6 protein-coding genes are annotated in these 16,949 nt (G+C 45.7%); 4 read left to right on the top strand and 2 right to left on the bottom strand.

Features of this window, described 5'->3' with window-relative positions; genetic code table 11:
• Positions 1–3 precede the first annotated feature (3 nt).
• Positions 4–960, bottom strand: a complete 957-nt coding sequence (locus tag JGK22_RS04755; protein ID WP_293205357.1) for a hypothetical protein — start codon at positions 958–960, stop codon at positions 4–6.
• Positions 961–1,723: 763 nt separating this feature from the next.
• On the opposite strand from JGK22_RS04755, the gene JGK22_RS04750 reads away from it, so the two are divergent.
• A complete protein-coding gene (locus JGK22_RS04750; protein WP_293205359.1) occupies positions 1,724–10,627 on the top strand; it encodes an FG-GAP-like repeat-containing protein in 8,904 nt (2,967 codons plus the stop codon).
• A 145-nt stretch (positions 10,628–10,772) separates the two neighbouring features.
• Here JGK22_RS04750 and JGK22_RS04745 read toward each other — a convergent pair whose 3' ends face one another.
• Positions 10,773–11,222, bottom strand: a complete 450-nt coding sequence (locus JGK22_RS04745) for a hypothetical protein (RefSeq protein ID WP_293205361.1) — start codon at positions 11,220–11,222, stop codon at positions 10,773–10,775.
• Positions 11,223–11,423: 201 nt separating this feature from the next.
• On the opposite strand from JGK22_RS04745, the gene JGK22_RS04740 reads away from it, so the two are divergent.
• The 3 genes from JGK22_RS04740 to JGK22_RS04730 all read left to right on the top strand — a co-directional run bounded on the left by JGK22_RS04740 (position 11,424) and on the right by JGK22_RS04730 (position 16,848).
• Positions 11,424–14,555: an RHS repeat domain-containing protein gene (locus JGK22_RS04740; protein ID WP_293205363.1), complete on the top strand. Its 3,132-nt coding sequence runs from the start codon at positions 11,424–11,426 to the stop codon at positions 14,553–14,555.
• A complete protein-coding gene (locus JGK22_RS04735; RefSeq protein ID WP_293312432.1) occupies positions 14,555–15,913 on the top strand; it encodes a hypothetical protein in 1,359 nt (452 codons plus the stop codon). Before JGK22_RS04740 ends, JGK22_RS04735 begins: the two co-directional genes overlap by 1 nt.
• Before the next feature lie 158 nt (positions 15,914–16,071).
• On the top strand, positions 16,072–16,848 hold the full coding sequence (locus tag JGK22_RS04730; RefSeq protein ID WP_293205369.1) for a glycosyltransferase: 777 nt from the start codon (positions 16,072–16,074) through the stop codon (positions 16,846–16,848).
• Positions 16,849–16,949 lie beyond the last annotated feature (101 nt).

Here is a 16,949-nt window from a genome sequence, read left to right as displayed (position 1 = left end):
AAATCAGCCATCTGCCGAAATAGAGGGATGCTTTGAATCGCCGTTAGCGATATCGCCAGTCGCAGACACAGAAACGAGGACAGTAGTATTAGCTTGCAAATCTCGCACAAAAATATCTCTACTATTGTTTCCATCTCCCCCTACTAAATTAGAAGCAGCAGATTCAAAAGCGACAAACCTCCCGTTAGCAGAGATTGCTGGAGTAAAAGAACCGGCATTCCCCCCACTTCCCGTCCCAGAAACAGATACGCGATTCGTAGTATTAGCTTGCAAATCCCGCACGAAAATGTCGCTGACACTATTCGCATCCCCCGGCACTAAGCTGGATACCCCCGATTCAAAAGCTACAAATCGCCCGTTAGCAGAAATAGCAGGAACCTCGAAAGAATCAGTACCTCCGCCACTTGCGGAAACAGAGGCACGAGTAATAGTATTGGTTTGCAAATCCCGCACAAAAACATCTGGAAGATTATTCCCATCCCCCGATACCAGATTGGAACTGTCCGAAACAAAAGCCACAAATCTCCCGGCTTCTGAGATAGAAGGGGCAGAAACAGAATTTCCGTTTCCCTGTTCTCCCGTTCCAGAAACAGAAATGCGATTCGTAGTATTGGCTTGCAAATCCCGCACGAAAACGTCAGCTCGGTTATTCGTATCTCCTGCTACAAGATTGGATGCTAAAGATTGAAAGGCTACAATTTGTCCGTTGTTAGAAATTGAAGGCAGCGAGGAAATACCGTTTCCCTGTTCGCCAGTTCCAGAAAGCGAAACGCGATTTGTGGTATTGCTTAATAAGTCGCGTATAAAGATATCGGCTGTGTTGTTCGTATCGCCCGCTACGAGATTGGAAGCGAAAGAATCAAAAGCCACAAATCGTCCACTGGCAGAGATAGAAAAAGATAAAGAAGCAGCAAAAGCAAGTTCGCCAGCCGAATTTGTAGAAACCAAAGTTGTCGTCATAAATTCCTCAACAGTTATTATTTAGTCAAATTAGCGATCCGAACGTTCTTAAACTTTTAGTCTTTCCATATTTATTGGTTTTAAGCTCTCCATATTTATTGGTTTTAAGCTCTCCACATCTATTGGTTTTAATCTCTCCACATCTATTGGTTTTAAGCTCTCCACATCTATTAGTGGAAAGCTTTGGTGGCGCAGCCTTTGACCGAGCATATGCCCCATCCTTATTTACTGAGTTGGGAGTTACGCAGCCCGATCGACTTTTACACTATTTGTGCCGCCGAAGTGCGCGCCGTGCGCCCTACAGATAGTATCTGTACGCCTAGGACTGCGATCGCTGTTTACCGCCCACGATCCAATTGGGGTGAAGGGTAAGAGCCATTAATCATTAGTGAAGCGGTTGCTAAAACACTGTTCGCGCTTTGTACAATCAAATTTCACTTTTTGTGCAATTCGATCGCAAGTTATACCATAATTTTTTACCGCTCTACAATTTTTAGCTATAAAAGCAATAATTTTACATCTCACAGTTTATGTTCACAATTCTTAACTTATTGTTTTGAATAAATAAAACTCAGAGCAGTATACAATCTGCGACAGAGAAAAAAAAGAGAGTACATTTACAGGATGTAACGCATCGGTAGCTAGCGTCAGTTTCGCCACAAACGGAGCTGGATCGAGCTGCGCTTGTCTGTGGTGAAGTTTTACTTCCCAGTTAAATTTTCGTTTTCGATTTTGGTTAACTGCTAAAAGGGTGCGAGGAAATATGAAGAATTTTCAAGACGTTTTATTGCCACTGCAAAAGCCATTTGAAATTAATGCGGAATTAACGGCAACCAATCTATTAACGTCAGGAAATCCACTAACTTCCGGCAGTATTGCCGGCACTCCCAACAGCATTCCCGTCGCAGTTTCACAAACATCCACCATCAATTTTTTCACATCACAAAAAGTTGAAGACAGCAAGAGTTTTGAACAATTTTTAACACAACCGCAACTCTTGGGTACAGCCCCAAATGCCTCGCCCTCAAACTTAGCAGGCAGCAATGTCTTAACCGGCGACAAAAGCAACATCTTAACCAGCAGCGACAGCGACATCTTAACGGGCAAAAAATTAGAAATACAAGCAAGCAGCATCGGTTTTAGCCAAATCCCCAACACATCCGCCCCCGAGCGACAGGCAAAAAACAGCAATTTGCCCATTGGAGTTTTCCAAGTCGGTACCAGCGGACAAGTCAGCCTGGACTACCTATTTGACGGCGGCTACTACCAAGGGGAACTGGCCATTTTCAGCCTCTCAGGGATGGAAACTTTAGTCCCCGGTTCGGAAGCCTTCGTCCTGGAAGCATCCCGCCGGGCCCTTACAAGTTCCACTTTAGGCCACATCGTCCTCCGCGACTCTACCGAAGGCGCAAAATTCAGCGGTTCGATGCCAGGAGAATACAATTGGGGTTCCGGGCCCTACACCGGTGCCAAAACCTTCACCATGACACCGGGAGATACTTTTGGAGTCATGCTGGTTCCCAACGGCACGGTACAAATATCCTACAACAACCAATGGCTGTGGGATTTGTTTCCCGAACACCGCCCCATGTTCTCCATCGTTCCAGCTAATTCTGCCAACAGCAACTACCAAATGCCCATCGTTGACGTTACAGGAACGGGCAACACGGTAGCAATTGAAGACGTACCTGCAAGCCAAGCAGACGGCGACTACAACGATTTAATCTTCAGCTTTATCGGTGCCAGCGGGAACGCCACTCCTATCAGTAGCGTTATCAACCCAGCCAAGGAATGGCGCACCACTCCTCTGGGACAGCAAATTATTACCTACGCTAACAGCTTAGTTTCCAGCGATACAACAGCGCCTGCAATTTCCGCAGCCTTAACTAACGATACCGGAACATCGAATAGCGATCGCATCACTTCCAATCCTGCGATCGGCGGTACTGTCACCGACAGCAGCAGTATCGCCAGCTTCCGCGCCGGTTTCGACGGCACACCCACCAGCGAATTCGCCGACATCACTTCTCTGCTGGGCAGCGGTGGCAGCTTCACCCTCAGTCGCGCCCAACTCGAAACCATCCGCCGCAATCCCCTCAGAGACGGCATCCACACCCTCCGCCTCATCGCTACCGACACCGCCGGCAACACCTCCAATACCTTCAGCCTCAACTTCACCCTCGACACCGCGACGCCCGAAACCAACCTGCTGACACCGATTCCCGGAGGCAACCACAGCAGTACGGCAAGACTTATCGGTACGGCAGCCGACACCGGGACGAATCTATCCAACCTGCAATACTCCGTCGATGGCGGCAGCCTCAATACCCTGAATGCGGGCACCAACGGCAAATTCGACACCTCACTGCCGAATTCGCCTCTAGCCACCGGCAGCCACACCGCTGTTTTGCAAGCAACAGATACCGCCGGCAACCAAACATCTCAAAATGTTAGCTTCCAAGTCGCCAACAACTTCACCGTCGCCCCGGCCCAAACTGCGGGTTGGGCGGCAGCATCAACAGATACCGTACTCCTGGCCGAACGCAACAGCAAACTCGTCCAAGCCGTACTGCCCGTACAGTTAGGGCAAGCCAAAGGCAGCCGCACCCTGCGGTTCCAACTCAAAGCCGACTTCGACAAAACAGATGCGACTTCGGCAATTGAAGACTTGTTCCAAATTTACCTAGTTTCTCCAACCGACCCCAACCAAACCTTGCTTGATGGAGGTACTCCCGGAACGCCCCTATTTTCCCTGGCAGGTAGCAAAGCCGAATTCGTACCCGGAAGAGTGCGGTACAGCGGCAACACCGTAGAAATCGATTTAAGCAGTTTGAAAAACAGCAGCAGCGGCAATTTGCTGTTCAGATTGACCGACAGCGATACCGATACCGGCAGTACCGTAGAGGTCAAGAGCCTCACCAACACAGTCGATGAAGACGGTACCCTAAGCCCAGTATTTGTGGCAGCGCAAAACAAAGCCACCAGCGGTGGCAGCCTCGATACCAGCAACCTGACAGCAGCCCCCGATTTAAAAGTAGACTTTTCTCAAGTACAGTTCGACCCTACTGCGGGCAACTACAAAGCATCTGTACGGGTGCAAAATACAGGGGGCAATCCCGTCAGCCGCAGCGTGGCAGTAGTTTTCCCGAATTTGCCGGCCGGAGTCACGCTGCAAAATCCCGACGGTACCGACAGCAGCGGCAAACCCTACATCAATTTACGCCGTGCAATTCCGGCCGGCGGATTGGATGCCGGGGCAATTTCAGATGCCGTAGAATTAGTCATCAGCAATCCCAACTTCCAGAAATTTTCCCTCACCGCTACCGCGATTGCCGGCGGGGCGAATCAAGCACCAAGCTTGCCTGCAATTCAAACCATCAACGTTAAAGTTGGAGAGACTTTCAAACTGCCCCTCACCGCCACTGACTCCGACGGCGATGCTGTAAGTTTTGCCATCAAATCGGAAACTGCCTTACCTACAGGCAAAATCTCCGGTAACGGCATCTTAGAAATTTCTCCCACTCCTACTGAAATCGGCACTTACAACTTTATGGTAGTTGCCAGCGATGGAGTTTTGGAAACCGCGCGGCCCGTTACAGTTAACGTTACCCCTTCCACTCCCGGCCGCACCCGGATTTCAGGAGTCATCCAAAACACCAACCAACAACCTTTAGCAGGTGTATTGATAAAACTCGGCGAATTGCCGACAGTAACTGCTGCCGACGGTTCCTTTGAAATTGTGCGAGTGGAATTCCCCGGTTTGGCAGCAGTGGGACTGCCCGACATCGTGCCCCCAGACACCCTGCAAATTTACGGCGACGGCATTACCGGCGAAGACAACTATCCCTACATTGCCGAAAAACTGCCCCTATTACTGGAACACGAAGTTTACCCCAACGTTAACAACGTCATCTCCCGTCCGATTTACCTACCGCCGATCGATGTCGCCAACGGCAAAACCATCAACCCAACCGCCGACACCACCGTCACCACCGCAGCGATTCCCAAAGCCTCCGTATTTGTCAAAGCCGGTTCCCTCAAAGACACCGAAGGCAACCCCTACACCGAAAACCTCAGCATCACCCAAGTTCCCACAGAACTAACCCCCGCCGCCCTGCCACCCAACCTGCATACCGACTTAGTAGTCACCATTCAACCAGGGGACATGGTGTTTACCACTCCCGCCCCCCTCTCCTTGCCCAACCGCGCGGGATACGCACCGGGCACGACGATGGATTTGTGGTCGATTAACCCGACAACGGGCTTTTTTGACAATGTGGGTACGGGGAAAGTTACTGCTGACGGGAGTGCCATAGAAACCATTTCCGGCGGCATCCGCAACAGCAGTTGGCACTTCTTTGCCCCGCCACCACCGCCTTCGCCAAAAAATCCGGGTCAAGACCCCCGCAATCCTAAAGATAAATGTAACGAATGCAAAGCTAAGGGCGGGTTGACTTCTGAAGTAGAAATGCACTCCGGGGCGGTAATCGAAACTCACGACCTCGTGCCCTACCAATCGATGGGAGAAAGCCGCAGTTTAACTCTAACCTACGATTCTCTCAGAGCAGACCCCAGACCGATCGTCCACTTCGGCTACAATGGCGCGCCCGCCGATGCCGCGCAAAAGTTAGTTGCCAAGTTAAAGATAGAAGGAGGAAAATTTCAGTATCAAGTACCCGGATATTCCGGCAATCAATACGGTTTAACCGGAGGCGAACATTTCTGGTCGATGCCAGCAGGTGGAGGTTCGATCGATGCGGCGCTGCAAGTCGATATGAGTGCTTTACCTTCGGGTCAGTACGACTATACCATTAACAGCGGCATCCGTCGGTTTACGGGTACTATTTTTGCTGGTGCTTCCGCCGATTTGAAAGATAAGTTAGTTTCAGTGAATGGAATTAACAGTCCTTTTGGCAGCGGTTGGGGGATTGCTGGATGGCAGGAATTAGTAGAGAATGCCGATGCTTCAGTGTTGTTAATTGACGGTGACGGCGGTGAATTAGTCTTCGATAAATCTACAACAGCAGGTGGAGGCTATGTATCTCCTCCAGGGGATTTTTCTAAGTTGGAAAAACTGGCAAACGGTACTTTTACCCGCACGTTGACTGACAAAACTGTTTACAGTTTCAATACTGGCAAGCGTCTGGTTTCAGTTAAAGAAGCTAACGGCAATGAAACCAAATATATTTACAATTCATCAGGTGAGTTGTCCCAAATTATCGACGTAGCTGGGTTGATTACCAAGTTGACCTATGCCAACGGAAAAGTCAGTCAAATAGAAGACCCGGCAGGGCGGTTGACGAAGTTAGAATACGACGCTGCTGGCAACTTGCAAAAGATAGTTGACCCCGATACGAAAGCGCGAACATTCAGTTACGACGCGCAGCGACACATTACAAAGGAAGTAGACAAGCGGGGATTTTCCGAACAAACTTTGTATGACTTTGCGGGCAGGGCAACCGGGGGAATTCGCAAAGATGGTTCGCAGTTGCAGGTGGCACCGGTGCAGGTGCAGGGACTTTACCGGAAGGAGGATACAACTAATCCTTTGAATGCGCCTGTAGCTAAACCTTTAGGTGCGGTAGAAGCGAGTTATGCTGACGGTAGCGGTGGGGTTGTTACTCAGATTCTCGACCAAACCGGGCAAGTTGTTTCGGCAAAAGATGGAGGGGGAAATAAGCCTACATTTGAGAGGAATCAGAATTTGTTGGTGACAAAAAGAACCGACGGGCGGGGCAATAATACTACTTACGAGTACGATGCTAAAGGGAACGTGAAAAGCATTTCTGATTCCCTTTCCGGCACGCCTCAAACGCCGGTAAGTAACAACGGTCAGTTGTTTGCGCCGAAAAGGTATAATTCTTTGGCAAGTAACTACTCTTGGGCTATTGCAGTAGGGGATGTCAACGATAACACCACAGTCGATATTGTCAGTCTTTATAACAACAGCTTATCAGTGTTGTCGGGTAACGGCGATGGCACTTTTGGCGTCAGAAACTCCCCTGTAAGTAACAACCCGAACTCCTTAGCTTTAGGGGATTTGAATAGCGACGGCAAAAATGATGTTGTTACCGTCAGCCCTAGTGCACAGACAAATCCGCCAGGCGGAAGAGTATCAGTATTATTGGGCGATAACAGTGGCATTTTTGCTCCTCAAACTAATTATGCTGTTGGTAATTCGGCTAGGAGCGTAGCCGTGGGAGATCTCAATAAGGATGGCAGGAACGATATCGTTACAGCAAATTATAACGATATATCAGTGCTTTTGGGGAACAGCAGCGGTTCTTTTTCTCGAACCGATATACCGCTAAATTCGGTACCGGAAACCGTAATTTTGAATGATTTAAATAAGGATGGCAACTTAGACATTATTACTGCAAGTCCCTATGCGACTTCTTCCACTGGCAGGGTGTCAGTATTGTTGGGCAATGGTAATGGTACTTTTGCTCCTCAAAGTAATTACACGGCTATTTATAGAGCAAGTAGTGTAGCTGTAGGAGACCTCAATAAAGATGGTATAAACGATATCGTTACGGCTGGTCAGGACAGCGCACCCGCATACACACCTGTGGCATCTGTATTGTTTGGTAATAGCAATGGTTCTTTTACTTCGCCAGCTAATTACTCACTTAGCTCTGGTATTTCTCCTACATCTGTAGCTATAGGAGACTTGGACTTAGATAATGATTTAGATGTCGTTGTTTCCGGTTACGGTTACGGTTTAGAGAGTGTCATGTTAAATAATGGCAGCGGTATATTAGCAAGTCCAACTGATAATCGGCTTAGTTCCTACAACGAGCAGAAATCTGTGGCATTAGCAGACGTTGATTCAGATGGCGACTTGGACATGATTTTGTCTAGTGATTATAGGGGCATTGCGGTCAGTCTCAATAATACTGTGCTCAACCAACAGGGAGGCGGTACTGGCAAACGGAGTTATACTTACGACCCAGTTTTCAATCAGGTAGCCAGCGAAACTGACGAATTAGGCCGCCAAACTCTTTACGAAATTGATCCGATTACTGGTAACAGAAAAAAAGTAACTAAGGTAGTAGGTGCTGTGGGCGGCAGCGATGATGTGGTTACTAGCTATACGTACACCAACAAGAACTTAATTGACATTGAAACTGACCCCAACGGACGGGTGACAGATTACGATTATAACCCTCAAGACCAGTTGGTTAAGATTACTGTTGCTAAGGGGACTGTTGATGAAGCGGTGCAGCAGTTTGAGTACGATGCTGCGGGGAATCAAAAGGCGGTTATTGATGAAAATGGCATCCGCACTGAGTATGAATATGATGCGATGAATCTGTTGAAGAAGACGACGTTTGCTAAGGGAACTCCCGACGAAGCAACGCAGCAGTTTGAGTATGATGGTGATGGAAATCAGACGGCGGTAATTGATGAGAAGGGGAACCGTAGCGAGTCTGAGTATAATATTATGAATCAGTTGGTTAAGGTGACGGCTCCTGACCCGGATGGTAGCGGGCCGTTGAGTTCTCCGGTGACGAGTTACGAGTACGATAAGAATGGGAATCAGGTATTGATGGTTGACCCGTTGGGGAGGAGGACTGAGTATCGGTATGATGGTCGGAATCGTTTGGTGGAGACGGTTAATCCTGATGGTACTGTGGAGAAGATGCGGTATGATTCTGATAATAATTTGACTTCAGTTATTGACCCAATTAACAATCGAACTAACTTTGTTTACGATGCTCGTTCTCGCTTGATTCGGAAGGTAGATCCGCTTAGCAAAATTACGAGATATGATTATAACTCCGCCGATGAGCTGATCCAACAAACCGATCGCAATAACCGCGTTACCCAGTTTAAATACGATGAACTTTCCCGCTTGAAAACTGAAACTTGGGTGGGAACTGACCAAATAGTTAACTACAACTACGATAAAGCAGATAACCCGACATCTGTAAAGGATAAGTTTAGCACTTTGACGATGACTTATGACAGTCGAAATCGCCCCAAAACAGTAGACAATACTGGCACTCTCAATGCCCCTCAAGTGGTACTGAATTACACCTATGACAAAGTTGGCAATGTGGATTTAATGACTGATACGATTAACGGTCAACTTGCGGGTACGAACGATTATACCTACGATGCTCGCAGTCGGATGACTCGGATTAATCAAAGCGGAACTGGAGTCAGCAACAAACAGGTAGATTTTACTTACAATAAAATCGGTCAATTCTCCTCTATCAACCGTTATGCTGACAGCAACGGTACTCAATTGGTCGCCGGTAGTAACTACACTTATGACAGTTTGAATCGACTGACCAATTTGACTCACCGCAATTCTGCAAACAGCACTGTTTCATCGTTTGGTTTTCAATATGACCAGTCTAGTTTAATCACTCAGATTGCTGATGTTGATGGCAAAACGAATTACCTTTATGACAAGCGCAATCAGTTGACTGCTGCTGACCACACTAATACGAACAATCCTGACGAATCGTACAGTTACGATGGTAATGGCAATCGTACCAGTTCTCGCACCAGTTCAAGTTATCAAACGGGTGTGAATAACCGTTTGCAATCGGATGGCACTTATAACTACGGTTATGATGATGAGGGAAATTTGATTCGCCGTCAGGAGATTTCTAATGGGAAGGTGCGCGATTATCAGTGGGATTATCGCAATCGTTTGGTGGGAGTTGTAGATAAGAATGCGTCGAATGTTGAGACTCAGCGGGTGCAGTTCGCCTATGATGTTTTGGGTCGCCGCATTGCCAAGAATGTTAATGGTGTGGTGACGAGTTTTGTTTATAATGGCGATAATGTTCTGTTAGATTTTGTGGATGCTGATGGGGTTGGTAGCGGTCAACCTGTTTTGGATAAGCGATACTTGCACGGTGCTGGTGTTGACCAGGTTTTAGCGCAGGAAGGTAGTAATGGTAATGTAACTTGGCAGTTAACTGACCATTTGGGTACGGTGAGGGATTTGGTGAATAATAGTGGGAGTGTGGTGAATCATCTGACTTATGATTCGTTTGGTCGGGTTGTTGCTGAGACTAATTCAGCAGTTGATAGTCGTTATTTGTTTACTGGGAGGGAGTTTGATGAGGAGGTTGGGTTATCTTACTATCGGGCAAGATATTATGATGGGTTTAGTGGGAGGTTTATCGGTGAAGATCCGATTAGTTTTGCAGGAGGAGATAAAAATCTCTATAGGTATGTTGGAAATTCGCCTTTGAACGCAACAGACCCGACAGGACTACAATTGTCTCCATTTGCACCAAGTATAGGTTCTGGTGTAGATTTTTCATTAACAGGTTCTCAAGGACGAGGTGCTTTGGGTATTTTCATCCGAAATTTCCAGGATATGAAGAAAGTAGGAGCTGATAAATATTTTCACTGTAAGGCCAACTGTGAAGCAGCTCAATTGGGCCCTGAAGGTGAGTTCGTAGCAAAATTCATAAGTGATACCAGAGAACATACTGATTTCATCAAAAATTTTCTTCTCCGGAAACCTGCGCCACCTAAAGTCCGCCAAGGACTTGAACCACTTATTTTTGTTTTAAAAGATTGTAATCAAGATTTAGTGGCTAATATTCATGGACGTACAGGAGGTAGGAATAATCCTAATGGCTCGTGTAAAACAATTTGTCAGCCTTTCCGTCCAGCCAATTTACCAGCTCAATATTAAGACTTACGATCTTTAAAACAAAAACTTAGATGGCATCTCTAATGTTTGGGGGAAAAATAGCGAATTGTTAAAAGCTTGAATGTAAAAGCATCATCCTGATTGGGTAACTGCTTGGACATGATATGACATATTTTCTAAACTTACTTCACGAATATTCAACAGGGAAAATATGCCAGAACACGGCATGATAAGTCTTCCAGTTGACAGCGATAGAGAACTTTTCAAAGGTGTAGAAAATATAGCCATTACGCTGAAGCTTAGCGAGTTCCTCATCAAGACCCTGTGCCGTAGACAAAGGGTCCCACGTGAGGTGCGCACGGAAAGATTCAGAATCACGGGCAGCAAATCGAAAGGAGCCATTGCTTATGTTGAGGTCAAAGTTGTAAGACTCGGTAATATCAAATGCTGAATCTGGAAGTATTTTTGGCAACCGCTGGCGCTTAAATTCTTCGCTTTTACGAGCGTCACCGGCTGTGGGATAGTGAGAGTTTATTGTGTCACACGCAGAAAGAAAAAAGATTGCAGTAATCAGAATGATGTGAAAAAACTGGCGAATTATACAGAAGTTTGTTAAGCTGGAGACTGCGATAAACATTTTAAAATCCTCTGATTAAGCACTTAAGCAAAGCATCCATTTATAGTGTAACTCTACATCGAGCAACTGTCGAGTGCGTCCTTACTATACTTTTAAGGAGAACGATCGGAATATGAGAAATCATTCTATTCTCCCTCTTTTGCGGTAGTTGTTTGGAGAGCCAGGAAAAGCTTGATATAATAAAGTACACAACATCCGGGGTTGATTCGAGAGGTTGATGCTACTGGTAAAATCACTCATTTTGAGTATGATGCGACGAATCAAATGGTGGCTCAAATCGATGCTAATAACAACCGGACTGAGTATAAGTATGACTCGTTGGGAAGGCGGACGGATGTTACTCAAGGGGCAAAGACTTCTCTTGCTAGTACGAGCAAAACTGAGTACGATAAGGTTGGGAATGTTACTGCTGAAATTGACCCTAATACTAACAAGACTCAATACGTTTACGATGCTCTTAATCGTCAAACTAAAATCACCGATCCACTCAATAATGTCACAACATCCGAGTACAATAAAGGTGGCACTCTCAAATCGGTTACTGACCCGCTACTTCGCAAGACTTCCTTTACCTATGACGCTTTAAATCGCCAAAAAACTGTCACTGACCCCAAACTCAATACTACTACCTACACTTACGACAAAGCTGGTAATCAAACTAAAATTACCGACGCCCTCAACCACTCCGTCGAATACAATTACGACGCTCTAAATCGCAAAATTGGCAGCAAAGACGCTCTCAATCATACCACAGCATCTACCTACGACGCCAACAGCAACCTCCTCGCTTTCACCAACGAATTGGGTCAAAAAACCACATATACTTACGATACAAAAGACCGAACTACTTCCGTCACCGATCCCATCGGCAACAAAGTTTCTACGGAATACGATGTTAACAGCAACGTTACTTCTGTCACTGACGGTTTGGGCAACACCACTCGCTACGCTTACGACGCTTTAAACCGTCAAACAACAGTCACAGATGCTCTCAACAAAGTCACAACTACAGCCTACGATTCAGTCGGCAATGTCAGTTCTCTCACCGACCCGACTAACAACAAAACAACTTACACCTACGATGAATTAAATCGCCTCAAAACTGAAACCAATCAACCGTTAAACCGAACTCGCAACTACACCTACGACCCCGCAGGCAATTTGATAACAGCTAAAGACGGAAATAACCGCACTCGCAAGTTTGTTTACGACCAACTCAACCGCCCCAAAGAGGAACAATGGCTCAATTCTGCTAATACTCCGATTCGGACAATTACTTCAACTTACGATGCAGCAGGTCAACTTAAAACTATTAGCGACCCCGATGCAACTTATACTTTGACTTACGATTTGGCTGGCAATTTGGAAACTGTTGATAATGCGGGAACTCCCAATGTGCCAAATGTTTTGTTGAAGTACGCCTACAATAATGTTAATAATCCGATTTCTGTGACGGATACAATTAACGGTCAATTGCGGGGAACGAAGTCTTTTACTTATGATGACGGGAACCGGGTGACTCGGATTACTCAAAGCGGAAATGGGGTAAGTTCCAAGCGGGTGGATTTGAGTTATGATGCTGCGGGTAAAACTCAGGATGTTACTCGTTACAGCGATTTGAATGGGACGGGTTTGGTGGCGAAAAGCGAGTATGTTTATGACAGTGTGGGTCGTTTAACTCGGTTGAGTCATGGTAAGGGGAATGTGACGTTAGCTAATTATGCTTGGACTTACGATTTTGCTAATCGGGTGACTGGATTTACTTCGCCTGATGGTAGTACAAATTACAGTTATGACAAGCGAGACCAGTTGACTGGTGCAGATTACAGTTCTCAGAGTGATGAGAGTTACAGTTATAATGATAATGGGAATAGAAGTAGTTCTGGATATCAAACTGGAAGTAACAATCAGTTGCAGTCGGATGGTGTTTACAATTACGAGTACGATGGTGAGGGGAATCTCAGGAAGCGGACTGATATTGTGACGGGTGAGGTGACTGAGTATAGTTGGGATTATCGGAACCGTTTAACTCAGGTTGTTGGTAAGAATGGTAGCGGTTCTGTAATTAAGTCGGCTCAGTATAGTTATGATGGTTTGAATCGTCGCATTGTGAGAGAAGTTGATGCGGATGGTGCTGGTAGTGGGGTGTCTCAAGTTGAGCGTTTAGTTTATGATGGGCAACAGATTGCTTTGACGTTTGATGGGGGTGGAAATCAAACGCATCGTTATTTGTATGGGGTGCAAACTGACCAGATTTTGGCGGATGAAAGTGCTGGCGGTAGCGTGTTGTGGCCGCTGACTGATAATCTGGGAACTGTGCGGGATTTGGTTGATTCTAATGGGGTGATTCAGAATCGGATTGGTTATGATAGTTTTGGGAAGGTGAGGAGTCAAACTAATTCGAGTGTGGGTTTCCGGTTTGGTTTTACGGGGCGGGAGTTGGATTCTGAGACGGGGAATTATTATTATAATTCGAGGTATTATGACCCGCAGGTGGGGAGGTTTATTAGTGAGGATACTGTTGGGTTTGCGGGTGGGGATGCTAATTTGTATCGGTATGTGGAGAATAGTCCGACTAATTATACTGACCCGTCGGGAGAGTTGATACCTACACCGATACCTACAGCGATACCTGTGGCTGCACCTGCGGGAGGTTTGATTCCCTTTTTGAGGCTTTTACCTGGCGTGGGTGGTGCGGGTATATTACTTGCGCCTCCTGGTGGTGGTGGATTGCTGAATCCTTTGCCTGCTGGTCAGGACGATCGACTGTTTGAGGAACGGCGACGTAGAGGGTTGATTCGACCACAGGGAACTCAGACTACTCCACCGCTTAATCGACCAAATCCTCGTCCTTCACCAGCCCCTGCACCAGCCCCCGCATCAGCGCCAAAGTCAGCCTCTCCAACTAGAACACCCAAAAAGAAAGATAGCAATTGTCCAGACTGTGACACTCCACCATTCAGCTCATATGATAAGTGTAGTGATTTGGTGACAAATGATTTGCCTTTTGGAGGGTATAAAGATACAAGTGCTTCCTCTGCTGCTCAAGCTATCCAGAACTTTAGAGGAAAGCATCCTCTGATCAAAGATTATAGAGAGCTTGAGCCTCAGGAGGGAAAAGGCGACTCAGCGGATAAGTTTCAATGTAAAAATCCTACAGATGCTAGTCATTACAACGTTTATATAAAAGACCTTCTCCCAAAGAAAAGTGCTGGCTCTATAGCTCAATGTAAATGTTGTAAAGAAGGAAATCCTCCCGACTTAGTAAACCGATTTGCTATTCTGAACATTAAAGATAAAGCAGGTAAGAAATATTACAATCGAGGGTCCTAATGAACAAATTAGAGTATTGGTTCCTAGATACTGCTGTTACAGAAGTGATTGGTTTCAGTTGGATTGTTCCTGATGAGCAATACGGATACCTGGCCATCAATCGCGCACCCCTCAATCTCACCGTAGCCGAAATTACTGATGTATTAAATGGTCTCTTTCAAAAAGGAGACTTGCTAGCAACTACTCCATCAGATTTCGATGAGTACGGCGTTAATAGAGGTTTTATCCCTTCAAAATCTGAAATTGACTTAGCTATTCATCAAAAAATAAATCTGTTCTACTTTTTGACAATTCAAGGAGGAGAAAAATGGGAGTCGTTTTCTCAACCGAATTGGAATTTGTATTGGACAGGATATGGGAATTTCCTTGGCAGCGCTGACCGTAAATTGTTAGAAACATATTTAGCCTTGTACCATTTAATAGATCGTGGAAATACCCGTGCCTGTATTATTCCTGGTACAGAATCATGGGAAACATTGACTCCTTGGCAACCTACTTATTGGAAAACACTTCCTATTGGTTACCAAGTTCGGTATGAAACTAGAAGCGTTGAATTTGATGAATCTGCTAAGCGCGATCCCAAGTTAATTGAACTAGAAAAACAAGCAGATAACTGGTATTCTAGCACTAGAATATGGTATGCAAACTACTTTAAGCAGTGTGAAGCAGAAATTAACTATTCCGCAGCATTAGCAAAAAGTCCGAACCTCAAAATCGAATACTTGATGCTTAAGTTTGTAATATGCAAATGGGAGGCACTAATCAGTTTTGCACACTCAGAGCAGCTATCTCAGGCTGAAGTAGTTCTTGCAGCGGATTCTTTGTTTCAGAGAGGTGACATTAAAGCAATGGTGTTTACCGATGAATACGACACCGAACCAGCTTCAGATGTTGTCTTAACCAGGGCAGGAATTCAAGACCACTTAATTGGAAGACTTGTAGCAAGTTACTATTTAACTCCTCAAGGAGGTGCTAGATGGGAAGCAATGGCTCACCCTGATTGGAATAAGTTTTTTATTATGAATTTTCGTGGGTCATTCCCTTATTATGAACATGGAATTCTCAGTACCCAGAGAGAAATCATAGAGCAATTGTTGAGTTTAGACTACTTGATTTTTAAGGAGCGACATATCCCAGGAACTGAAAATTGGAATGTCTTGGAACCCTGGGAAGCAACTTATTGGAAGACTTTACCGCGAGGCTATTACGTTAGTTGTGAATTTCAGCACAATGATTCGTACCTAGATTACCAAAAAGAAGGAGCTTCTCCTGAGTTAGTTGAGGAACACGAGCAAGTAATGCAATGGTACGAAAGCCTAAAAAATGGTATACAGACCCTTCCTTTGACTAGACTTTAACGGTTTTATTTAATGGGTGAATTTAAGAGATGTGTCAATTTATCTCAACAAGTGCTAACATCTATTTAACCATAAAATCAGCCTTCAAACTTCTGCATAAAAACATCAAAATATTTTACCGAAAGCTCGATCGCTCTCCAACTGCTTGAAATTCCCCAATGACCTCCTTAATCTCCATCATTACCACCACCTACAATCGATCGCAATACCTCGGCGCCGCTATAGAAAGCATTCTCGCCCAAACTTACCCCAACTTTGAGCTGATAATTTGGGACGACGGTTCCACTGACTCCAGCGTCGCCATCGCCCGCAAATACGCACAGCAAGACACCCGAATTCAAGTAATCGCCGCCCCCCACGAAGGTCGAGGAATTGCCCTCAAAGCCGCTCATACAATGTGCAAAGGAACATACATCGGCTGGGTAGACAGCGACGACTTGCTCGCACCCACCGCCCTTGAAGAAACCGCAGCCGTATTAGACGCGCAGCCCGAAATCGGAGTAGTCTACACCGATTGTCTAATAATTAATGAAAAAAGTCAAATCAAAGGATTGGGACACCGCAGCCAAATACCCTACTCTCCAGATAGGCTGTTAGTAGATTTTATGACCTTCCACTTCCGCCTATTTCGCTATCAATTGTACAACCAAATAGGTGGCATAAACTCCGAATTTAACCGCGCCGAAGATTACGATTTCTGTCTGCGACTTTCAGAAATTACCCAATTTCATCACCTCAACAAACCCCTTTACTACTACCGCCAGCATTCCCAAAATACAGTCGAACAGCAACTCGACCAAATTCTTGAATCTCAGTCAGCGATTTCCCAAGCACTTCACAGGCGCGGGTTGAGCGAGAGATTTGAATTGGAAGTAGATATTGTGAGTCGGTTTTTTCTGTACAAGCGCAAGCAGAAAGAAACAGTTGATAGTTGATAGTTAAAGCTTGAGAGTTAAGAGTTGAGAGTAACGCTCGATATCATCAATTTTTCAGTCCAAAATTACCAATCCCAATCCAAAAGCCTCAATTCCAAATC

Source organism: Microcoleus sp. PH2017_08_TRC_O_A, from assembly GCF_020738665.1.
Taxonomy (GTDB): Bacteria; Cyanobacteriota; Cyanobacteriia; order Cyanobacteriales; family Microcoleaceae; genus Microcoleus.
The sequence above is the reverse complement of the archived record's forward strand: the minus strand, read 5'-3'. Positions and strand labels throughout refer to the sequence as shown.